A 21,594-nucleotide genomic window follows, 5' to 3' on the forward strand; every position below is an offset into this window, starting at 1 on the left:
CAGTTTAATTTCTGACGGTAATAATTAGAGATTCAGCGAAGGAAAAAACCTTAAGAAAAAAGCCATAAAAACCATGAGGTTATTATGGCTGATTTGAGGAGGGAAAGAGTAAGAGCAGTTTGTTAAATGTATAACGACGATTCACCCACCGGGCGCGTTTTAAAGCGACGGTGGATCCAGAGGTATTGCTCAGGTGCGCGCATAATCTCTTTCTCGATAATCTTGTTCATATAGGCAGCGGCTTGATTTTCATCTGCCGGGTAGCCTTCCATTTCAGGGGTGATGAACAACCGATATCCGCTGTAATCCGTTTTTCTGACCATCGTTACGGTCAACATGGCTGCGCCAGAGAGACGAGAGAGGACATAGGTGCCATTGGTTGTGGCAACATTTTCTACCGCAAAGAACGGTGCGAAGGAGCTACCTTTACGACCATAATCCTGATCGGGAGCAAACCATACGGCTTCACCTTTCTTCAGCGCACCGACAATACCGCGCAGATTATTTCTGCCGATCATCGCTTTGTTAGAGCGCATGCGACCACGGGTCTGCACCCATTCCATCAGCTGATTATTATGCGGACGATAGGTGGCCATCATTGGCTGACATAGTCCCATCACGCGGCCGCCTAATTCCAGCGACATAAAATGGACGCCGACAACCATCACGCCACGATTTTGCAGTTGTGCGCGTTTGAGGTTATCCAGCCCTTCAACATCAAACCATTTACGTACGCGACTGTCGGGCCAGAACCATGCCATGCCGGTTTCTACCAGCGCCATGCCGAGTGAACGAAAGTTTTCGGCAATCATCTTCTCGCGCTCTTCAGCAGAATGCTGTGGGAAACAAAGTTCCAGGTTCTTACGGGCGATAGATTCACGACGTTTCAGGAATGGTCGCGCCATCGTGCCGATACGCGTGCCGAGAAAACAGAGAACAGGGTAAGGAAGCTGTACCCAAAGCCAGAGTACACCAAGCCCAAACCATGTGAGCCAGTAGCGAGGATGTAGAAACTCGCGGGAAAATTTGCATTTTGGAAACATAGTTACCTTCTGTAGATACGAATTGTTGTATCGCAGAAGATTCCATGTCGACAGCGGTACACTCAATTGATTGGGCCATCATGTACGACAATGGTTCCTGTAAAGAGTGTAAAGACTAGTCAGGACATAACCACGAGGAGCATGAATGCGGTATCTGTACTTTATCACTCGCTGACTGCTTTCAGCTACTGATTATTAATCGTGCAAAGTAAATATTTTTCCGTACGCAACAGTGTTGCATTTAACATGCTGTTTTCATTGATGCTTAGCAAAAATTGCCAGAGGTTAAGGATTGTCTTACTATTAAAGTGACTGAAGTTACAGGTTTTTTAGCGCGGCAGGAGGTTGAGCTATGATTTATTTATGGATGTTTCTCGCCCTGTGCATTGTCTGCGTAAGCGGATACATCGGTCAGGTACTGAACGTGGTCTCGGCGGTCTCTTCTTTCTTCGGCATGGTGATCCTCGCTGCACTCATTTACTACTTCACCATGTGGTTAACTGGCGGTAATGAACTAGTGACGGGGATATTTATGTTTCTTGCCCCGGCTTGTGGCTTGATGATTCGCTTTATGGTGGGGTATGGCAGGCGGTAGTAGTTCAGGATGGATCATTTGGGCAGGTGCTCACATCATCAACAGATATGATTGTTCACCTGCCATGTGACAGACGCTATCGCACAGGATGAATAAGATAATTCGCCTTTGTCGGAAAAGGGGGCGTGATGTCTTCTGTGAGATTTAATGGTGGCGCATCTTCTCTCATCTTAAACAAAATCGCCTGTGATGGTTGAAGTTTTGTAGAATGAGTTGTCGTCATCACTGATGTTTTTTCTGTCTCTTTATAGCTCGTCTCACTTCCACCACCAGAAATGGAAAATGCAAAAACATTGCATGCCATAATAGAGACCAATAAAAATAAGCTAAAAAGCATTAAGTTTACTTTCATAGAAAGTTATCCTGAGAATGGCTCACTGAGAACCTACGATGTTATGGCTGTATTTACATTTAATTAATCAGTATTTACATCGATATAATAAATGACATCTCTTTGTGGTATATAAGAATAGTTCTCTGCGACAGGAAGCATATTCCTACAATTGTAAGACTAAAATACTTCTTGCGATAATAACTACAACTGTAAGATAACCCTTTCAAAATGACCGTTGCTCTCTGATTTCTCATTTCATGCTCACCCAATATGATGGCGGCGTTTTCTAAAACTGTTAAAGAATGAGGTAAGTATGAAACGTTTAATTATGGCTACGATGGTCACAGCGATTTTGGCATCATCAACTGTATGGGCTGCTGATAATGCACCGGTAGCAGCACAACAGCAAACTCAGCAAGTTCAGCAAACCCAGAAAACTGTAGCAGCAGAGCGTATCTCTGAACAGGGTTTATATGCGATGCGTGACGTGCAGGTAGCGCGCCTGGCTCTGTTTCATGGCGATCCGGAAAAGGCAAAAGAACTGACCAATGAAGCTTCCGCTTTGCTGTCAGATGACAGTACTGAATGGGCAAAGTTCGCTAAACCAGGTAAAAAGACCAATATCAATGATGACCAATATATTGTCATTAATGCATCTGTCGGAATTTCTGAGAGTTATGTAGCGACACCAGAAAAAGAAGCAGCGATAAAAATTGCGAATGAAAAAATGGCGAAAGGAGATAAAAAGGGCGCAATGGAAGAGCTTCGCCTGGCCGGTGTTGGCGTAATGGAAAACCAATATCTGATGCCGCTTAAACAGACTCGTAATGCACTTGCTGATGCGCAGAAACTGCTTGATAAAAAGCAATACTACGAGGCAAACCTGGCGCTTAAAGGTGCGGAAGATGGAATCATCGTCGATAGCGAAGCACTGTTTGTGAACTAATGCTGACAGGCAGCATATTGAAGTAAAAGATTTTACTCCCTCCAGGCGACAATTTTTTATGACCACAATACGACCGATTGTGGTCATAAAATTATTTGGCGCTCGCGGTTCTATAAACACGCATTTTCTATTCCTCAAAGTAAACATCAATAATCCCGTGTCATCACGAAATCATTGTTTATGTTATGTTTTATGGTACGATTTAAAAATCGTAATCATTTCCCTAACTGTAAATCACAATCGCTTCTTACAGTTGTAAGAATAACATCACAAATGTCGCGGCTCTCTCTGATTACCGCAAACCAATATTTATCATATTCTTCTTTTCGTCCTCACTACTTACCATGCAAAAAGGAATTGGAAGTGGCGATGAAATGATTTTCAGCACTTGATACAGGAATTTAAAAATATCGAGTGCAGCTACGACGATATTTTGCGGATTATTTATAGAGGGCGTTATGCCTTAAATAAACGCTAAATTAACATATATTTAATTAACTAATAGGTATTGCTATGTCAACTCCACTTCAAGGAATTAAAGTTCTCGATTTCACCGGTGTGCAATCTGGCCCATCTTGTACTCAGATGCTGGCGTGGTTTGGCGCTGACGTCATTAAAATTGAACGTCCCGGCGTTGGTGACGTAACGCGTCGCCAGCTGCGAGATATTCCTGATATCGATGCACTTTACTTCACCATGCTTAACAGCAACAAACGTTCTATTGAATTAAATACCAAAACAGCGGAAGGCAAAGAGGTAATGGAAAAGCTGATCCGCGAAGCTGATATCTTAGTCGAGAACTTTCATCCAGGGGCCATTGATCACATGGGCTTCACCTGGGAGCATATTCAGGAAATCAATCCACGTTTGATTTTTGGTTCGATCAAAGGGTTTGATGAGTGTTCGCCTTATGTGAATGTAAAAGCCTATGAAAACGTTGCTCAGGCAGCGGGTGGCGCGGCATCCACTACGGGTTTTTGGGACGGCCCGCCGCTGGTAAGCGCTGCAGCGTTGGGTGACAGCAACACCGGAATGCATTTGCTGATCGGTTTACTTGCTGCTTTGCTGCATCGCGAAAAAACGGGGCGTGGGCAACGAGTTACCATGTCAATGCAGGATGCCGTGTTGAACCTTTGCCGCGTGAAATTACGTGACCAGCAGCGCCTCGATAAGCTGGGTTATCTGGAAGAATACCCGCAGTATCCGAATGGCACATTTGGCGACGCAGTACCACGCGGTGGTAATGCGGGTGGTGGCGGTCAGCCTGGCTGGATCCTGAAATGTAAAGGCTGGGAAACCGATCCTAACGCCTATATTTATTTCACTATTCAGGAGCAAAACTGGGAAAACACCTGTAAAGCTATCGGCAAACCAGAATGGATTACCGATCCGGCATACAGTACAGCTCATGCCCGACAGCCACATATTTTCGATATTTTTGCTGAAATCGAAAAATACACTGTCACTATTGATAAACATGAAGCGGTGGCCTATTTGACTCAGTTTGATATTCCTTGTGCACCGGTTTTAAGTATGAAAGAAATTTCACTTGATCCCTCTTTGCGCCAAAGTGGCAGTGTTGTCGAAGTGGAGCAACCGTTGCGTGGAAAATATCTGACAGTTGGTTGTCCAATGAAATTCTCTGCCTTTACGCCGGATATTAAAGCTGCGCCGCTATTAGGTGAACATACCGCTGCTGTATTGCAGGAGCTGGGTTATAGCGACGATGAAATTGCTGCAATGAAGCAAAACCACGCCATCTGATATTAACGGGGGCTTCTGGCTCCCAATTTATAAAAATTTCGAGGTTATTAATCATGTCAGATCAACTTCAAATGACAGATGGTATGCATATCATCGTTGAAGCATTAAAACAGAATAATATTGACACTATTTATGGTGTTGTAGGTATTCCTGTGACGGATATGGCGCGCCATGCCCAGGCGGAAGGCATTCGTTATATTGGTTTTCGTCATGAGCAATCTGCAGGCTATGCGGCTGCGGCAAGCGGTTTTCTTACCCAAAAGCCAGGGATCTGCCTGACCGTTTCTGCGCCAGGATTCCTCAATGGTTTGACCGCATTGGCCAACGCAACAGTAAATGGTTTTCCGATGATCATGATCAGCGGCTCCAGCGATCGCGCGATCGTTGATCTCCAGCAAGGTGATTATGAAGAGCTGGACCAAATGAATGCGGCAAAACCCTATGCCAAAGCGGCATTCCGCGTTAACCAGCCGCAGGATCTTGGCATTGCGTTGGCACGCGCTATCCGGGTCTCCGTTTCGGGTCGCCCTGGCGGTGTTTATCTTGATTTGCCAGCAAATGTCCTGGCTGCGACGATGGAAAAAGACGAGGCATTAGCCACTATTGTTAAAGTTGAAAACCCATCGCCAGCGTTATTGCCATGCCCGAAGTCAGTCACTAGTGCAATTTCGCTGTTAGCAAAAGCAGAACGGCCATTAATTATCCTTGGTAAAGGCGCGGCGTATTCACAAGCTGATGAGCAGCTTCGTGAGTTTATTGAAAGTACCCAGATTCCATTCCTGCCAATGTCTATGGCGAAAGGGATCCTGGAAGATACGCATCCACTTTCTGCGGCGGCTGCGCGTTCGTTTGCGCTGGCAAATGCTGATGTTGTCATGCTTGTTGGGGCGCGACTGAATTGGTTACTGGCGCACGGTAAAAAAGGATGGGCGGCAGATACACAGTTTATTCAACTGGATATAGAACCGCAGGAAATTGACAGCAACCGCCCCATTGCTGTGCCAGTCGTTGGCGATATTGCATCCAGTATGCACGGTATGCTGGCAGAACTGAAACAAAACACATTTACGACTCCACTGGTGTGGCGCGATATTTTAAATATCCACAAGCAGCAAAATGCGCAAAAAATGCATGAAAAGTTAAGTACAGATACCCAACCATTAAATTACTTTAATGCATTGAGTGCGGTGCGCGATGTATTGCGCGAGAACCAGGATATTTATTTAGTTAATGAAGGGGCAAATACTCTGGATAATGCACGAAATATTATTGATATGTATAAACCACGTCGTCGTCTGGATTGTGGCACCTGGGGTGTCATGGGCATCGGTATGGGCTATGCCATCGGTGCTAGCGTGACCTCTGGTTCTCCGGTTGTCGCCATTGAAGGTGATAGTGCTTTTGGTTTCAGTGGGATGGAGATTGAAACGATTTGTCGATATAACCTGCCGGTGACAATCGTTATTTTTAATAATGGCGGCATCTACAGAGGAGACGGTGTTGATCTCAGTGGCGCTGGTGCACCATCACCAACAGATCTATTGCACCATGCAAGGTATGACAAATTAATGGATGCATTTCGTGGCGTTGGATATAACGTCACCACGACAGATGAACTTCGTCATGCTTTAACCACCGGTATTCAGTCGCGCAAACCGACCATTATTAATGTGGTCATCGACCCAGCAGCAGGAACTGAAAGTGGCCATATTACCAAACTTAACCCAAAACAAGTCGCTGGTAATTAAATACTGACATCGTCTCCTCTTGCCAACTCATTATCGATGGTGAGGGGACCCTTATCGGAAATACTATTATGCTAACATTTTTTATTGGCGATTTATTGCCTATTATCGTAATCATGCTGTTGGGTTATTTTAGCGGCAGACGAGAAACTTTTTCAGAAGATCAAGCCCGGGCATTTAATAAACTGGTATTAAACTACGCTCTTCCTGCGGCCCTATTTGTTTCTATTACCCGGGCAAACAGGGAAATGATTTTTGCGGACACTCGCCTGACCCTTGTATCACTTGTGGTTATTGTCGGATGTTTCTTTTTCTCCTGGTTTGGTTGCTACAAATTTTTTAAACGTACCCATGCAGAAGCAGCAGTATGTGCATTAATTGCAGGTTCACCTACCATTGGATTCCTGGGGTTTGCAGTTCTCGACCCTATTTATGGTGATTCCGTATCAACAGGTTTAGTGGTAGCAATTATTTCTATTATTGTTAACGCAATTACTATTCCTATTGGTCTGTATTTGCTGAATCCCTCCTCAGGAGCGGATGGTAAGAAGAATAGCAATCTGAGCGCGTTAATCTCTGCGGCAAAGGAGCCAGTCGTATGGGCACCTGTTCTGGCAACGATCCTGGTGTTGGTTGGGGTAAAAATTCCGGCAGCATGGGACCCAACCTTTAATCTGATTGCGAAGGCTAACTCAGGGGTAGCGGTATTCGCTGCGGGGTTGACTCTGGCTGCACATAAATTCGAGTTCAGTGCTGAAATTGCTTATAACACCTTCCTGAAGCTGATTCTGATGCCACTGGCACTGCTTCTCGTTGGTATGGCATGTCATTTGAACAGCGAACATCTGCAGATGATGGTACTGGCAGGCGCATTACCGCCGGCATTCTCCGGAATCATTATTGCCAGCCGGTTTAATGTCTACACCCGCACTGGTACAGCGTCATTGGCTGTTAGCGTGCTGGGTTTTGTCGTCACGGCTCCCTTGTGGATTTATGTCAGTCGACTGGTTTCATAATTAATCATGTTATTAATTTTCATAAATGCCGAAGAGTCTTTTCACCTTCGGCTTTTTTTCAAGGCATAAGCAAATGACAAATACTGAAAGCAAAGGCCCATTTGAAGGGTTATTAGTTATTGATATGACTCATGTCCTTAATGGGCCTTTCGGAACTCAACTTCTTTGTAATATGGGCGCAAGGGTAATTAAAGTTGAGCCGCCAGGTCATGGTGATGATACCCGCACATTTGGTCCCTATGTGGATGGACAGTCACTCTATTACAGTTTTATTAATCATGGCAAAGAGAGTGTGGTTCTTGATTTAAAGAATGACCACGATAAAAGTATATTTATAAATATGCTTAAACAAGCTGATGTATTAGCCGAGAATTTCCGCCCAGGTACAATGGAAAAAATGGGGTTTTCGTGGGAAACGCTACAAGAAATCAACCCACGTCTCATCTATGCTTCATCGTCAGGTTTCGGACATACCGGTCCGCTAAAAGATGCTCCGGCCTACGATACCATTATTCAGGCAATGAGTGGAATAATGATGGAAACGGGATATCCTGATGCTCCGCCAGTGCGTGTTGGCACCTCTCTTGCAGATCTCTGTGGCGGTGTCTATTTATTCAGTGGAATCGTGAGTGCGCTTTATGGCCGCGAAAAGAGCCAGCGAGGGGCGCATGTCGATATCGCGATGTTTGATGCCACTCTGAGTTTTCTGGAGCATGGACTGATGGCATATATCGCGACAGGGAAGTCACCACAACGCCTGGGAAATCGCCATCCCTACATGGCTCCTTTTGATGTGTTCGATACTCAGGATAAACCAATTACTATTTGTTGTGGTAATGACAAGCTTTTTTCTGCGTTATGCCAGGCACTGGATCTGACGGAACTTGTTGATGATCTCCGATTTAACAGCAATATTTTACGTGTACAAAATCAAGCTATTCTTAAACAATATATTGAGCGGACGTTAAAAACGCAGGCAGCTGAAGTTTGGTTAGCCAGAATAAATGAAGTTGGTGTGCCTGTAGCGCCGCTATTAAGTGTGGCTGAGGCCATTAATTTGCCACAAACTCAGGCGAGAAATATGTTGATTGAAGCTGGCGGAATAATGATGCCGGGTAATCCGATAAAAATCAGCGGCTGTGCGGACCCGCATGTTATGCCGGGAGCGGCAACGCTCGACCAGCATGGGGAACAAATTCGCCAGGAATTCTCATCGTAAATGTTAGATGTGCTGGTAAATAGCTCCCACATTTGAACATTGTGGGAACCGCTATTTAGTCATTTTGTTGACAGAAAACCGCAATCTCCTGGTCTAACTCTGCAATGTGTTCTTTAACAGAGTTCAGCAACTTAAGAATTTCAGGCTTGCTGTCATCTGAAACGGGCGTTATTTCTAACTGGTGGCTAAGATTAATCAACTTTTGCAAATTCAGGATGTTAGCCGCACCGTGGATGCGATGAATACACTGATGGAAAGTTCTGTTATCGCCAGCTTCTAACGCATGAAACGCAGCGGGTAGATCTTTATGCGTTTCATGCTGGAAAGTCATGAGAATCTCCTGCATCAGTTGTAGATCGTTCGCCGTATTATTTTTCAGGGCCTCGATATCAAGGTGGCGATACTGAGGTGCAATATGCGCAACCTGGTGTAACTGACTTAAATGTGTTTTCAGTACATCCAGGGTTAACGGTTTGAACAAACATAAGTTCATGCCGCAATTTAACCCTTTTTCACGTTCGTTAGCCTGTGCGTTGGCTGTAAGCCCCCAGATGGGTAAGGAAGAATTTTGCTCACGGAGTTTGCGAGTCAACTCAAAACCATCCATATTCGGCATATTAACGTCAGTAATAAGCAGATCATAATGTTGCATACTGACTTTGTGTAGCGCTTGCACACCATCAGTTGCTTCATCAACATCATATCCTAATAGGTTTAGCTGGCGTTTGAGTAATAGCCTGTTGGTCGGATGATCATCCGCGATTAATATGCTCAACTTTTCAGGGAGTGTCATAGGTTGTTCTGCTTTTGCCTCGACAGTCGCCACTTGTTGGGTAATTTCTACCGGGATTGTGATCGTAAATGTCGTTCCTATGCCTGGATGACTTTCTAATGACAAATCGCCCTGCATGTTTTTAATTAATTCTTTGCAGATCATTAAGCCTAAACCAGAACCTGTTTGCTGACGACCTGCTGTTGTTTGGCTATAGCGTTTAAACAGTTGTTGTTGTTCTTCCTGCGATAATCCGCTTCCGGTGTCCATAATGGTCATTTTGATAACAGCGTGGTTGTCATCAATATGAACCAGGGAAGTCGTAATTTTTACTGCCCCCTCGGTGGTAAATTTAAGGGCATTACTCAGTAAATTAGACAGCACCTGCTTAAATGCTTGAGGGTCGATTTTAACCAGGTAGCGTTCAGGAAGCGTGCTGCTGCAATTTAATGCGATGGATTTGCTTGCAGCAATCGCACCGAAAGAATGACAAGTGTTTTGGACTAAAGTAGGGATATCGACCCATTGTGGTTGAAGTTGATAGTTACCCGACTCAATTTTGTCGACATCAAGGATTTCACCAATTAAGCCGAGGAGCGACTGTCCGGTGGCGTAAGCAAGTGAAATCGCCTCCACACGTTGCTCCTTGCTAAGACCTGAACCCGACAGAAGTTCCAGGAAGCCCATAATGGAGCTTATTGGTGTTCTTATTTCGTGACTCATTGTTGCCAGGAACTGGCTTTTTGCGACAGTTGCATTGATCGCTTTATTTCTTTCTACTTCGAGTGCATGAATTAAATCACGCGTCTCGGTAATATCTTGCCAACCACAAATATATACTGCATTGTCACTTGCAGGTAAATTACATAATGTATGCCAATGATTAATGCATCTTTTTTCAGTACCATTATTAATTTCAAAAACTTGGCTATATATTGTTCTGTTTTCTTTCGTTTCTGCTGTGACTTCATGCACATTAGAAAAAACATCTTTAAAGGGGGAGTCACTGTTTTCTAATGGTAACATTGCATTTTTGTAGTAATCAGCAGTGAAATAATGTTCAAATGCACTATTGTGACTAATGACATTACCTTGCCAGTTTACAACATAAGTTGGATTCGGTAAGGAATCCGAGAGTGCTTTCCGGAATGATATTTGGTTTTCTAAATCACCCTGAATTACCTTACGACGACGAACTGAGCGTAACAGGTAGAATCCCCATAAAAGGCTACTGCCAACTAATAAAACGGATAAAGTCGTAACAATGTAAAATTGCTCACTATAGAGGTCCCATGTGTCAATGGTCACATTGGGCATTTTGATCCATTTTTCCGTCAGGCGCAGAACTTCGCTTGGGGGAATTGCATTCAATGCTTTATTAATAATATCCTTAAGTTCTGGTTCTCCGCGAGGAAAAGCGAACGAAAGCGATGCATTCTCAACGCCGGGAATAAGAAAATGATAAAGCTCATTAGGATAGTAATGGTCGATCATGTAACGCGAATTTAGCTGTGTCGCGACCAGGGCATCAAGTTCACCTTCCTTAACCTTGTGAAATGCAGCGCTAGCATTATCGACTTGTATCCACTCAACCTCCGGATACATCTCTTTCAATTGCGAATGAAGCTCATAATAATATGGAATGGCAACTTTCATTCCTTTTTTTAAAGTTTGTTCACTATCAGGCGCTTTTTGCATGACGAAAACGTAAGGCGTTGTTATGAAGGCTTCAGCAAATAAAACATTATTTTCTCGATCTTCACTATAAATAGCACCAGGTAATATATCCCATCCACCGGGATTAAGCTGTGTTCCGGCATGGATATTGTGTGAAACGGTGATCGGAGAAAAATTTAAACCTGTTTGCAAGGTAATAATATTAAGAATATCCCCCATAACGCCCCGAACCGAGCCATTTTCATCAGTCATAGAATAGGGAGGGGAGTAAGGATTTTCCAGCACCTTTAAATCGGGATGTTGCTTAATCCACTGTTTTTCATGTTCAGTGAGTTCTAATGGTTTGTTCAGAAAGGCCAGGTTTCCTGTATCAAGCCAATTTTGTGATACTTCATAGCGAACTTCATTTGTTAAAGCATCAACAAACCGATTGAGTACTTCATTAAGAATGACGGATTCTTTTCTGGTCAAGAAAAAATTATATTGACGCGGCGAGTTATAATATTTCACTACATTTAAGGAGTGAGTGAAATAGCGGGAAATCATACTGCTGGTAATGATGTTACTACCAATAAAGTAATCATTATGTCCGGTAGAAACGGATGCTAATGCCTGATATAAATTTGTAAAAGAGATAATTGTTGCTTTTGGAAATGATTGATGAATTACCTCGTCTGGGGGGTAATTTGCTACCCGAGCAATATTTACTGGTTTTGGTGAGGTAAGCGGTCGCATTGAGTCGTGAAGGGTGGTTACCAGCGCCGGAAAGGTAATTATCAATGGTTTGGTTGCAGCAATGTCATTATTAAGAGGCGGAGAAGTAACTAAATGTGATAACACTATATCGACTTCACCTTCTGCAAGCGCGTCCATTGCTTTTTGATGATCTGCGTATTCCCGGAGTGTTAATTTGATATTTAACGCTCTTTTTAAAAGATTTAAATAATCCGCATTAATACCACGAACCCGTTGCTGCGAATCGGTATGCAACAACGTAGCCGTTTGGGACTTGTGTACTGCAATCACAAGATTTTTTTTGCTCGCTAACCAACGTAATTCCTTGTTGCTCAGACGTAGTGGATCAAGCGTGACACGGTTGTTACTACTGATGCCACGATATTCGATGTAATCTTCGTCTGCGAAACTTATGGTCGACCAAAGACCACAACAGAGAAGAAAAAAATAGGGTAAAAACTTCATGTGATTAGCCGATTTTGTTACGTTGCGCGAATGTGTAAAGATCCATCAGTGATTTACATTCTAATTTTTCCATCAGGCGACTTTTATACGTGCTGACAGTTTTGTTGCTGATGAACATTTTTTCCGCAATGTCATTATTGTCCTTGCCATCAAGAATATACCTCATGACACTAATTTCTTGTTTCGATAAGGAGTCGAGTTTTTGCTGGTCGGACGTTAAACTTCCAACAAACCGGTTGAGAGAGAAAGGGAAATAGCAGTAGCCATTTTTTGCAGCTTCAATAGCCGCAATGATATTGTTCATGCCTTCTTTTTTACTCACGAATCCATTAGCGCCTGCATCAGCACAATGTTTCCCGTAAAAATGGTCATTTTTAGCGGAGACGATAATAATAATTCCGCTATATTGGCGCTTCCTCAGCGTTTCTAACACCTGGATACCGTTAACTCCGGGGATATCGACATCAATGATGACGATATCAGGTTTAAGTGTTTCCACCCGCTGAACGGCACTTCCCCCTTCAGTCAACTCCGCTAAGATTTCAATATCGTTTTTGATCAATAAATTACGGATTGCTGCGATAGCAAGAGGATGGTCATCAATAATTATTGCGTTCATAGATTATTCCCTTTGCAATGAAGCATCTCCCTTCTCCCTGTAGTAATACAGACATAAGGCATCATCTCATTTTCTCAATCAAAATAAGAAAATTTGAGCTTCCTTTAAGATAATTCAAAAAGTATACCATATAAATAGTCGGCATAAATGAAATGTCAACAATAAAATCAGGGATAATACCGCTAACTTATAGTTTCAAATGAGTACTATAAGGCTTCTTATTAATCCTACAGGCGTAAGAATTGTATTGCAAAAGTCACGGTTTAGTCCTCTGTTGTATCTTCTGCAACTCCTTTAAATTAGGCCTCCAACGTTCCTGGGATAATGTGTAACACATGCACTGTGTTTGATATGAAGAATGAATACTCTTTTCATTCAATTCATAAATTTCATCTATGCGAAATGAGAGATAATAGTGGAACAGATTAATTCAAATAAAAAACATTCTGACAGAAGAAAATATTTTGCTTTATTAGCAGTGGTTTTATTTATTGCGTTTTCAGGAGCCTATGCCTATTGGTCACTGGAATTAGAAGACATGATTAGTACAGATGACGCCTATGTTACGGGGAATGCTGATCCAATTTCTGCACAAGTCTCAGGCAGTGTCACTGTCGTTAATCATAAAGATACGAACTTTGTTCGACAGGGTGACATTTTAGTTTCACTGGATAAAACTGATGCTACGATTGCACTCAATAAAGCTAAAAATAATCTGGCAAATATTGTGCGACAAACGAATAAACTATACTTACAGGATAAACAATACAGTGCCGAAGTCGCTTCAGCACGTATCCAGTATCAACAATCTTTAGAAGATTATAATCGTCGTGTGCCGCTAGCAAAGCAGGGGGTTATTTCAAAAGAAACGCTGGAGCACACCAAAGATACGTTAATAAGTAGCAAAGCGGCATTGAATGCAGCTATTCAGGCTTATAAAGCGAACAAAGCCTTAGTAATGAACACACCATTAAATCGCCAGCCACAAGTTGTTGAAGCTGCGGATGCAACCAAAGAAGCCTGGTTAGCGCTTAAGCGTACGGATATTAAGAGTCCGGTTACTGGTTATATTGCCCAGCGAAGTGTGCAGGTTGGCGAAACAGTGAGTCCTGGACAATCGTTAATGGCTGTCGTACCGGCACGTCAAATGTGGGTTAATGCCAACTTTAAAGAAACACAACTCACGGATGTACGGATTGGTCAATCGGTTAATATAATCAGCGATCTTTATGGTGAAAATGTTGTGTTTCATGGTCGGGTGACAGGGATCAATATGGGAACCGGCAATGCGTTCTCCTTATTACCTGCACAAAATGCGACAGGGAACTGGATCAAAATCGTTCAGCGTGTACCGGTTGAGGTGTCTCTGGATCCAAAAGAACTCATGGAACATCCCTTGCGCATTGGTTTATCGATGACTGCAACCATTGATACCAAGAACGAAGACATTGCCGATATGCCTGATCTGGCTTCATCCGTGACGTCCATGCCTGCTTACACCAGTAAGGCCTTAGTTATCGATACCAGTCCGATAGAAAAAGAGATTAACAACATTATTTCTCATAATGGACAACTTTAATGGCAATCACTAAATCAACTCCGGCACCATTAACCGGTGGGACGTTATGGTGCGTCACTATTGCATTGTCATTAGCGACGTTTATGCAAATGTTGGACTCCACTATTTCTAACGTCGCAATACCCACAATATCTGGCTTTCTCGGAGCATCAACTGACGAAGGCACATGGGTTATCACATCGTTTGGCGTAGCAAATGCCATTGCGATCCCTGTTACCGGCAGGCTGGCACAAAGAATAGGCGAATTAAGGTTATTTTTACTATCAGTAACCTTCTTTTCGCTGTCTTCATTAATGTGTAGTCTTTCGACTAATCTTGATGTTCTTATATTTTTTAGAGTCGTCCAGGGATTAATGGCGGGGCCGTTAATTCCATTGTCACAGAGTTTATTATTAAGGAATTATCCGCCAGAAAAAAGAACATTTGCTTTGGCGTTATGGTCAATGACCGTAATTATCGCTCCGATTTGTGGGCCGATATTGGGTGGCTATATTTGTGATAACTTTAGTTGGGGATGGATATTTTTAATCAATGTCCCTATGGGGATTATCGTCCTGACATTATGTTTAACTTTACTTAAAGGAAGAGAAACTGAAACTTCACCGGTCAAAATGAATTTACCAGGGTTGACCCTGTTAGTGCTCGGTGTTGGTGGCTTGCAAATTATGCTTGATAAAGGGCGCGATCTGGATTGGTTTAACTCGAGTACAATCATAATATTAACAATAGTGTCAATTATTTCTCTGATCTCTTTAGTAATTTGGGAGTCGACCTCAGAGAACCCAATTCTTGACCTCAGTTTATTCAAGTCGCGTAATTTCACCATTGGTATTGTGTGTATCACATGCGCATATTTATTTTACTCTGGGGCGATTGTACTTATGCCGCAGTTGCTGCAGGAAACTATGGGGTATAATGCGATATGGGCCGGGCTTGCCTATGCGCCAATCGGCATAATGCCACTATTAATATCGCCTTTAATAGGACGTTATGGCAACAAAATTGATATGCGTGCATTGGTTACATTTAGTTTTTTGATGTATGCGGTTTGCTATTACTGGCGTTCTGTGACATTTATGCCAACGATTGATTTCACAGGCATCATTTTGCCACAGTTTTTCCAGGGATTCGCCGTTGCCTGTTTCTTTTTACCCTTAACAACGATTTCGTTTTCAGGGTTGCCAGATAATAAATTTGCCAATGCCTCGAGTATGAGTAATTTTTTTCGTACCCTGTCAGGATCAGTTGGTACGTCGTTGACAATGACGTTGTGGGGACGACGCGAATCGTTACACCATAGTCAGTTGACAGCAACCATCGATCAATTTAACCCCGTGTTTAATTCATCATCACAAATTATGGATAAATACTATGGTTCGCTTTCAGGGGTTCTTAATGAAATTAATAATGAAATAACCCAGCAGTCACTTTCTATTTCTGCAAATGAGATTTTCCGTATGGCGGCTATTGCTTTTATCTTACTTACAGTTTTAGTTTGGTTCGCGAGACCGCCGTTTACAGCGAAAGGCGTTGGGTGATGGTAAAAAGAGGAGGCTAGAGCAGGTAAGTCCGCGGAATTTTGAACCTGTACCATCATTTTATATGGATATTATCAGGCAGCATCGCTCACCCAGGGAAAGGATGGCGATGCTGCGGTGAAACGTTATTAACGGACTTTAGCCAGATATTGCTTCATCTCTTCTTCCGGCACCATTCCACCTCCTGTCGCCCACACCAGATGAGTGGCATTACGCAGTTGTTCTGTGCTGAAACCTTGCATCTGTTGGTAAATTACTGATGCGCACACGCGCTGAGGCCCGGCCATACCCGCCAGTGCTGAAGGCTCAAGACGAATGTCTTCTTCCTGCGCCAGCCAGCCAAGCATGTCATACATGGTTTGATCGCTAAGGGTATAGAAGCCATCCAGTAGACGCTCCATTGCCCGCCCGACAAAGCCTGATGCGCGACCAACTGCAAGGCCATCCGCGGCGGTAAGGTTGTCGATACCAATATCCTGAACAGAAATCTGATCGTGTAATCCAGTATGGACGCCTAACAGCATACAAGGGGAGTGCGTGGGTTCGGCAAAAAAGCAGTGAACATGATCGCCAAACGCCAGTTTAAGCCCGAATGCGACGCCACCAGGACCACCGCCAACGCCACACGGCAGATAGACAAACAGAGGGTTATCAGCATCGACAATACGACCTTGCTCGGCAAATTGCGCTTTAAGACGCTGGCCTGCGACGGAATACCCAAGGAACAACGTGCGGGAATTCTCGTCATCAATAAAGAAACAGTTCGGGTCAGACTGCGCTGCTTTACGTCCTTCCTCGACGGCAACACCATAATCTTGCTCATATTCCACGACCGTAACGCCATGGCTGCGCAGTTTCGCTTTTTTCCATGCCCGGGCATCAGCAGACATATGTACTGTCACCTTAAAGCCAATGCGGGCGCTCATAATACCGATTGATAACCCCAGATTTCCGGTTGAGCCCACAGCAATGCTGTATTGGCTAAAGAACTGCTTAAACTCCGGAGAAAGCAGTTTGCTGTAGTCATCTTCAAGCGTCAGCAACCCTGCTTCCAGAGCCAGTTTTTCTGCATGTGCCAGGACTTCATAAATCCCGCCGCGTGCTTTTATGGAGCCGGAAATAGGCAAATGGCTATCTTTTTTCAGTAACAGTTGCCCGCTGATCGGTTGCTGATATTCCTTTTCCAGCCGTTTTTGCATAGCCGGAATCGCAACCAGTTCTGATTCAATAATCCCTCCAGTGGCAGCAGTTTCAGAAAATGCTTTTGCCAGATAAGGGGCAAAACGAGATAAGCGCGCATGGGCGTCCTGAACATCCTGTTCGGTCAGGCCAACATAAGGTAAACCTTCAGCCAATAGAGTCGTGCCAGGATTAAACCAGGTGGTTTCTTTAAGAGCAACCAGATCCTTTACCAACGGATACTGGGCGATGAGCGAGTTCATTTTAGCGTTTTCCATAATATGTCTCTTTGCGCTTCGATGATAAATGACAGCAGGAATGTGCCCGCCAGAGCGACGACTGAAGCGATAAATGTCGCTGTCGTATAGTATTTAAATGTTTCATTGAGCGCAGCGCCGCAATATTGCTTCACCAGCCAGAAAAGCGAGTCCGTAACGAACGTGCAGCCAATCGCAATAATTTCCGGGCTGATGTCTGGTTACAGCCACAGCACAATGATCCATATTTATATTTTTTCTCCGGGTGGGTGATGCCAGTCGGCATGATTTACCTACTTGTCTGCATGGTGACTCGTTGGCGAGAACAGAGGCGGAATTGGTTACAATTGTCCGGGAATTCTTGTTATTTTTTACTGTATTGTCGTGTCGGGTGATAGGACGTTGAGAATATCGCTGGATCTCGCCAGTGACGTCTGTTTCTGCTACAGTGCCCGTTTTACGGCAAACGGCTTGGGTATGGCTTCATTAAAGGATGTCGCACGCCTGGCGGGAGTGTCGATGATGACTGTCTCCCGGGTGATGCATAATGCAGAATCTGTGCGTCCTGCAACGCGTGACCGCGTATTGCAGGCAATCCAAACCCTGAATTATGTTCCTGATCTTTCCGCTCGTAAGATGCGCGCTCAGGGACGTAAGCCGTCGACTCTCGCCGTGCTGGCGCAGGATACTGCTACCACTCCTTTCTCTGTTGATATTCTGCTTGCCATTGAACAAACCGCCAGCGAGTTTGGCTGGAATAGTTTTTTAATCAATATTTTTTCTGAAGATGACGCTGCCCGCGCGGCACGTCAGCTGCTTGCCCTCCGTCCGGATGGCATTATCTATACTACAATGGGACTGAGGCATATCACGCTGCCTGAGTCTCTGCATGGTGAAAATATTGTATTGGCGAACTGTGTGGCGGATGACCCAGCGTTACCCAGTTATATCCCTGATGATTACACTGCCCAATATGAAGCAACACAGCATTTGCTCGCGGCGGGCTATCGTCAACCGTTATGCTTCTGGCTACCGGAAGGTGCATTGGCAACAGGGTATCGTCGGCAGGGATTTGAGCAGGCCTGGCGTGATGCTGGACGAGATCTGGCTGAGGTGAAACAATTTCACATGGCCATAGGTGATGATCACTACACCGATCTCGCAAGTATACTCAATGCCCACTTCCAGTCTGGAAAACCAGATTTTGATGTTCTGATTTGTGGTAACGATCGCGCAGCCTTTGTTGCTTATCAGGTTCTTCTGGCGAAGGGGGTACGTATCCCGCAGGATGTCGCCGTAATGGGCTTTGATAATCTGGTTGGCGTCGGGCATCTGTTTTTACCGCCGCTGACCACAATTCAGCTTCCACATGACATTATCGGGCGGGAAGCTGCATTGCATATTATTGAAGGTCGTGAAGGGGGAAGGGTAACGCAGATCCCTTGCCCGCTGTTGATCCGTTGTTCCACCTGATATTATGTTACCCCAGTTGCCAGAGTGCTCCATGTTGCAGCACGGCCACTCCGTGGGCGGCATAGAGCGACAGTTCCCGTTCTTCTGGCTGCGGATAGATTCGGCTACTCATCACAGCTTCCCCGTCGTTAATAAATACTTCCACGGATGATGTATCGATAAATATCCTTAGGGCGAGCGTGTCACGCTGCGGGAGGGGAATACTACGGTAACCATCTAAATTCTCGTGTGGGTAATACCGCCACAAAACAAGTCGCTCAGATTGGTTATCAATATACAGCCGCATTCCCGTGCCGAGCTGTAATCCGTAATGTTCGGCATCGCTGTTCTTCAGAGCCCAGTGCAACTGAATCTCAACCGCTTGCGCGTTTTCCTGCAAAACATATTTGTTGCTGATTGTGTGGGGAGAGATTGATTGATGCTGCTGGCGTAACGACTCAGCTTCGTGTACCGGGCGTTGTAGGAGTTTGCCATTGCTCTCTGATAGCTCGCGCGCCAGCGTCATGCAGCCTGCCCAGCCTTCACGTTTTGAGGGCATTGGCGATTCCCACATATCCATCCAGCCGATAACAATACGCCGACCATCCTTCGCTAAAAAGCTTTGTGGTGCATAAAAGTCATGCCCATTATCAAGTTCAGTAAAATGCCCGGATTGTGCAAAAAGTCGTCCTGGCGACCATATTCCGGGTATTACACCACTTTGAAAGCGATTTCGATAATTGTATCCCTCGGCATTCATTCCCTGCGGGGAAAACATCAGATAATGTTGATCGCCAAGGCTGAAAAAGTCCGGACATTCCCACATATAGCTTTCACCCGCATCAGCGTGGGCCAGTACGCGATCGAAAGTCCATTCACGCAATGAACTGCCGCGATAAAGCAGGATCTGTCCCGTGTTGCCTGGGTCTTTCGCCCCGACTACCATCCACCAGGTGTCGGCTTCACGCCACACTTTAGGATCGCGGAAGTGCATGATTCCTTCTGGTGGAGTGAGGATCACACCTTGTTTCTCGAAATGAATACCATCCCGGCTGGTAGCCAGACATTGTACTTCACGAATTGCATCGTCATTACCTGCACCATCGAGCCAGACGTGGCCGGTGTAGATAAGTGAGAGGACACCATTGTCATCAACAGCACTACCTGAAAAACACCCGTCTTTGTCATTCTCGTCTCCTGGCGCTAGCGCAATAGGCTCGTGCTGCCAGTGGATCATATCGTCGCTGGTGGCATGTCCCCAGTGCATTGGCCCCCAGTGTTCGCTCATCGGGTGATGCTGATAAAACGCGTGATAACGATTGTTAAACCAGATCAGGCCGTTTGGATCGTTCATCCACCCGGCTGGAGGCGCGAGGTGAAAATGGGGATAAAAAGTATTCCCCCGGCGCTCGTGAAGTTTTGCTAGTGCGTTTTGCGCCGCATGCAATCGAGATTGCGTCATTTTAATCATCCTGGTTAAGCAAATTTGGTGAATTGTTAACGTTAACTTTTATAAAAATAAAGCCCCTTATCTTTATAAATGTGATTAATATCACAAATGTTAACGTTAACTATGACGTTTTGTGATCGAATGTGCATGTTTTAGTAAATCCATGACGATTTTGCGAAAAAGAGGTTTATCACTATGCCTAAGTCAGATGAATTTGAGGGAAAAAAATGTCAGCCAAAGTATGGGTTTTAGGGGATGCGGTTGTCGATCTCTTGCCTGAATCAGACGGGCGCCTACTGCCTTGTCCTGGCGGCGCGCCAGCTAACGTTGCGGTGGGAATCGCCAGATTAGGCGGAATAAGTGGGTTTATAGGCCGGGTGGGTGATGATCCTTTTGGCGCGTTAATGCAAAGAACGCTGCTAACGGAGGGAGTCGATATCACGTATCTGAAGCAGGATGAATGGCACCGAACATCCACGGTGCTTGTCGATCTGAACGATCAGGGGGAACGTTCATTTACGTTTATGGTCCGCCCTAGTGCCGATCTTTTTTTAGAGACGACTGACTTGCCCTTCTGGCGACATGGCGAATGGTTACATCTCTGTTCTATTGCGTTGTCTGCTGAACCTTCGCGTACCAGCGCATTTACTGCGATGACGGCGATCCGGCATGCCGGAGGTTTTGTCAGCTTCGATCCCAATATTCGTGAAGATCTGTGGCAAGACGAGCATTTGCTCCGCTTGTGTTTGCGACAGGCGCTACAACTGGCGGATGTCGTCAAGCTCTCGGAAGAAGAATGGCGACTTATCAGCGGAAAAACACAGAACGATCGGGATATATGTGCTCTGGCAAAAGAGTATGAGATCGCCATGCTGTTGGTGACTAAAGGTGCAGAAGGGGTGGTGGTCTGTTATCGAGGACAAGTTCACCATTTTGCTGGAATGTCTGTGAATTGTGTCGATAGCACGGGGGCGGGAGATGCGTTCGTTGCCGGGTTACTCACAGGTCTTTCCTCTACGGGATTAGAGACCGATGAGAGAGAAATGCGACGAATTATCGATCTCGCTCAACGTTGCGGAGCGCTTGCAGTAACGGCGAAAGGGGCAATGACAGCGCTGCCATGTCGACAAGATCTGGAATAGTGAGAAATAAACGGCGAGGCCGTTCTTGTCTCTGAATAGGACGTGAATATTTTAACGACAGGCAGGT

The 21,594-nt window shown here is 44.8% G+C and carries 16 protein-coding genes and 1 pseudogene; 10 read left to right on the forward strand and 7 right to left on the reverse strand.

From position 1 onward, the window contains the following. Positions 1 to 122 precede the first annotated feature (122 nt). Positions 123 to 1,043: a kdo(2)-lipid IV(A) palmitoleoyltransferase gene (lpxP, locus tag BGE37_RS02745; RefSeq protein WP_000484014.1), complete on the reverse strand. Its 921-nt coding sequence runs from the start codon at positions 1,041 to 1,043 to the stop codon at positions 123 to 125. Positions 1,044 to 1,395: 352 nt separating this feature from the next. On the opposite strand from lpxP, the gene BGE37_RS02755 reads away from it, so the two are divergent. Then, entirely contained in the window at positions 1,396 to 1,638 is a 243-nt protein-coding gene (locus BGE37_RS02755) for a YfdY family protein (protein ID WP_000639883.1), read from the forward strand. A 76-nt stretch (positions 1,639 to 1,714) separates the two neighbouring features. Here BGE37_RS02755 and ypdI read toward each other — a convergent pair whose 3' ends face one another. Further along, entirely contained in the window at positions 1,715 to 1,990 is a 276-nt protein-coding gene (gene ypdI / locus BGE37_RS02760) for a colanic acid biosynthesis lipoprotein YpdI (RefSeq protein WP_000867670.1), read from the reverse strand. A 295-nt stretch (positions 1,991 to 2,285) separates the two neighbouring features. On the opposite strand from ypdI, the gene BGE37_RS02765 reads away from it, so the two are divergent. The 5 genes from BGE37_RS02765 (at position 2,286) to yfdE (ending at position 8,662) form a co-directional block, all read left to right on the forward strand. Beyond that, on the forward strand, positions 2,286 to 2,918 hold the full coding sequence (locus tag BGE37_RS02765) for a YfdX family protein (protein WP_000825610.1): 633 nt from the start codon (positions 2,286 to 2,288) through the stop codon (positions 2,916 to 2,918). Between the two features lie 513 nt (positions 2,919 to 3,431). Continuing rightward, a complete protein-coding gene (frc, locus tag BGE37_RS02770) occupies positions 3,432 to 4,682 on the forward strand; it encodes a formyl-CoA transferase (protein WP_000106772.1) in 1,251 nt (416 codons plus the stop codon). A gap of 53 nt (positions 4,683 to 4,735) precedes the next feature. Further along, positions 4,736 to 6,430 carry an oxalyl-CoA decarboxylase gene (gene oxc / locus BGE37_RS02775; protein ID WP_039020916.1) on the forward strand — a complete coding sequence of 565 codons (1,695 nt, stop codon included), beginning with the start codon at positions 4,736 to 4,738 and terminating at the stop codon, positions 6,428 to 6,430. 68 nt (positions 6,431 to 6,498) lie between these two features. Beyond that, positions 6,499 to 7,443: a transporter YfdV gene (gene yfdV, locus BGE37_RS02780; RefSeq protein WP_000955028.1), complete on the forward strand. Its 945-nt coding sequence runs from the start codon at positions 6,499 to 6,501 to the stop codon at positions 7,441 to 7,443. A 73-nt stretch (positions 7,444 to 7,516) separates the two neighbouring features. Then, entirely contained in the window at positions 7,517 to 8,662 is a 1,146-nt protein-coding gene (gene yfdE / locus BGE37_RS02785) for a CoA:oxalate CoA-transferase (RefSeq protein WP_105277563.1), read from the forward strand. A 55-nt stretch (positions 8,663 to 8,717) separates the two neighbouring features. Here the strand turns inward: yfdE and evgS are convergent, their stop codons facing one another. Beyond that, complete coding sequence (evgS, locus tag BGE37_RS02790; protein WP_105277562.1) at positions 8,718 to 12,311, reverse strand: acid-sensing system histidine kinase EvgS; 3,594 nt, start codon at positions 12,309 to 12,311, stop codon at positions 8,718 to 8,720. Between the two features lie 4 nt (positions 12,312 to 12,315). After that, entirely contained in the window at positions 12,316 to 12,930 is a 615-nt protein-coding gene (gene evgA / locus BGE37_RS02795) for an acid-sensing system DNA-binding response regulator EvgA (protein WP_000991370.1), read from the reverse strand. Between the two features lie 415 nt (positions 12,931 to 13,345). Between evgA and emrK the strand changes: the two genes are divergently transcribed. Next, a complete protein-coding gene (emrK, locus tag BGE37_RS02800) occupies positions 13,346 to 14,509 on the forward strand; it encodes a multidrug efflux MFS transporter periplasmic adaptor subunit EmrK (RefSeq protein WP_105277561.1) in 1,164 nt (387 codons plus the stop codon). Beyond that, a complete protein-coding gene (gene emrY / locus BGE37_RS02805) occupies positions 14,509 to 16,047 on the forward strand; it encodes a multidrug efflux MFS transporter permease subunit EmrY (protein ID WP_039020914.1) in 1,539 nt (512 codons plus the stop codon). Before emrK ends, emrY begins: the two co-directional genes overlap by 1 nt. 128 nt (positions 16,048 to 16,175) lie before the next feature. Here emrY and dsdA read toward each other — a convergent pair whose 3' ends face one another. Continuing rightward, positions 16,176 to 17,504, reverse strand: coding sequence for a D-serine ammonia-lyase (dsdA, locus tag BGE37_RS02810; protein WP_105277560.1), 1,329 nt, complete (start codon positions 17,502 to 17,504; stop codon positions 16,176 to 16,178). Continuing rightward, positions 17,486 to 17,704: pseudogene (locus BGE37_RS02815) on the reverse strand (GntT/GntP/DsdX family permease); the annotation flags it as partial. The gene dsdA and the pseudogene BGE37_RS02815, both read right to left, overlap by 19 nt. Before the next feature lie 256 nt (positions 17,705 to 17,960). Here BGE37_RS02815 and BGE37_RS02820 point away from each other — a divergent pair. Next, entirely contained in the window at positions 17,961 to 18,956 is a 996-nt protein-coding gene (locus BGE37_RS02820) for a LacI family DNA-binding transcriptional regulator (RefSeq protein WP_032184766.1), read from the forward strand. 7 nt (positions 18,957 to 18,963) lie between these two features. On the opposite strand, the gene cscA is transcribed toward BGE37_RS02820, so the two are convergent. After that, entirely contained in the window at positions 18,964 to 20,397 is a 1,434-nt protein-coding gene (cscA, locus tag BGE37_RS02825; protein ID WP_000194536.1) for a sucrose-6-phosphate hydrolase, read from the reverse strand. 215 nt (positions 20,398 to 20,612) lie between these two features. Between cscA and BGE37_RS02830 the strand changes: the two genes are divergently transcribed. Further along, positions 20,613 to 21,527: an aminoimidazole riboside kinase gene (locus BGE37_RS02830; RefSeq protein ID WP_001274880.1), complete on the forward strand. Its 915-nt coding sequence runs from the start codon at positions 20,613 to 20,615 to the stop codon at positions 21,525 to 21,527. Positions 21,528 to 21,594 lie beyond the last annotated feature (67 nt).

Origin of the sequence: Escherichia sp. MOD1-EC6300, from assembly GCF_002965045.1 — a bacterium.
Lineage (GTDB): Bacteria > Pseudomonadota > Gammaproteobacteria > Enterobacterales > Enterobacteriaceae > Escherichia > Escherichia coli_F.

Coding starts and splice junctions, on each gene's coding strand:
- lpxP (WP_000484014.1), bottom strand. CDS start 1,043: ATGTTTCCAAAATGCAAATTTTCCCGCGAGTTTCTACATCCTCGCTAC.
- BGE37_RS02755 (WP_000639883.1), top strand. CDS start 1,396: ATGATTTATTTATGGATGTTTCTCGCCCTGTGCATTGTCTGCGTAAGC.
- ypdI (WP_000867670.1), bottom strand. CDS start 1,990: ATGAAAGTAAACTTAATGCTTTTTAGCTTATTTTTATTGGTCTCTATT.
- BGE37_RS02765 (WP_000825610.1), top strand. CDS start 2,286: ATGAAACGTTTAATTATGGCTACGATGGTCACAGCGATTTTGGCATCA.
- frc (WP_000106772.1), top strand. CDS start 3,432: ATGTCAACTCCACTTCAAGGAATTAAAGTTCTCGATTTCACCGGTGTG.
- oxc (WP_039020916.1), top strand. CDS start 4,736: ATGTCAGATCAACTTCAAATGACAGATGGTATGCATATCATCGTTGAA.
- yfdV (WP_000955028.1), top strand. CDS start 6,499: ATGCTAACATTTTTTATTGGCGATTTATTGCCTATTATCGTAATCATG.
- yfdE (WP_105277563.1), top strand. CDS start 7,517: ATGACAAATACTGAAAGCAAAGGCCCATTTGAAGGGTTATTAGTTATT.
- evgS (WP_105277562.1), bottom strand. CDS start 12,311: ATGAAGTTTTTACCCTATTTTTTTCTTCTCTGTTGTGGTCTTTGGTCG.
- evgA (WP_000991370.1), bottom strand. CDS start 12,930: ATGAACGCAATAATTATTGATGACCATCCTCTTGCTATCGCAGCAATC.
- emrY (WP_039020914.1), top strand. CDS start 14,509: ATGGCAATCACTAAATCAACTCCGGCACCATTAACCGGTGGGACGTTA.
- dsdA (WP_105277560.1), bottom strand. CDS start 17,504: ATGGAAAACGCTAAAATGAACTCGCTCATCGCCCAGTATCCGTTGGTA.
- BGE37_RS02820 (WP_032184766.1), top strand. CDS start 17,961: ATGGCTTCATTAAAGGATGTCGCACGCCTGGCGGGAGTGTCGATGATG.
- cscA (WP_000194536.1), bottom strand. CDS start 20,397: ATGACGCAATCTCGATTGCATGCGGCGCAAAACGCACTAGCAAAACTT.
- BGE37_RS02830 (WP_001274880.1), top strand. CDS start 20,613: ATGTCAGCCAAAGTATGGGTTTTAGGGGATGCGGTTGTCGATCTCTTG.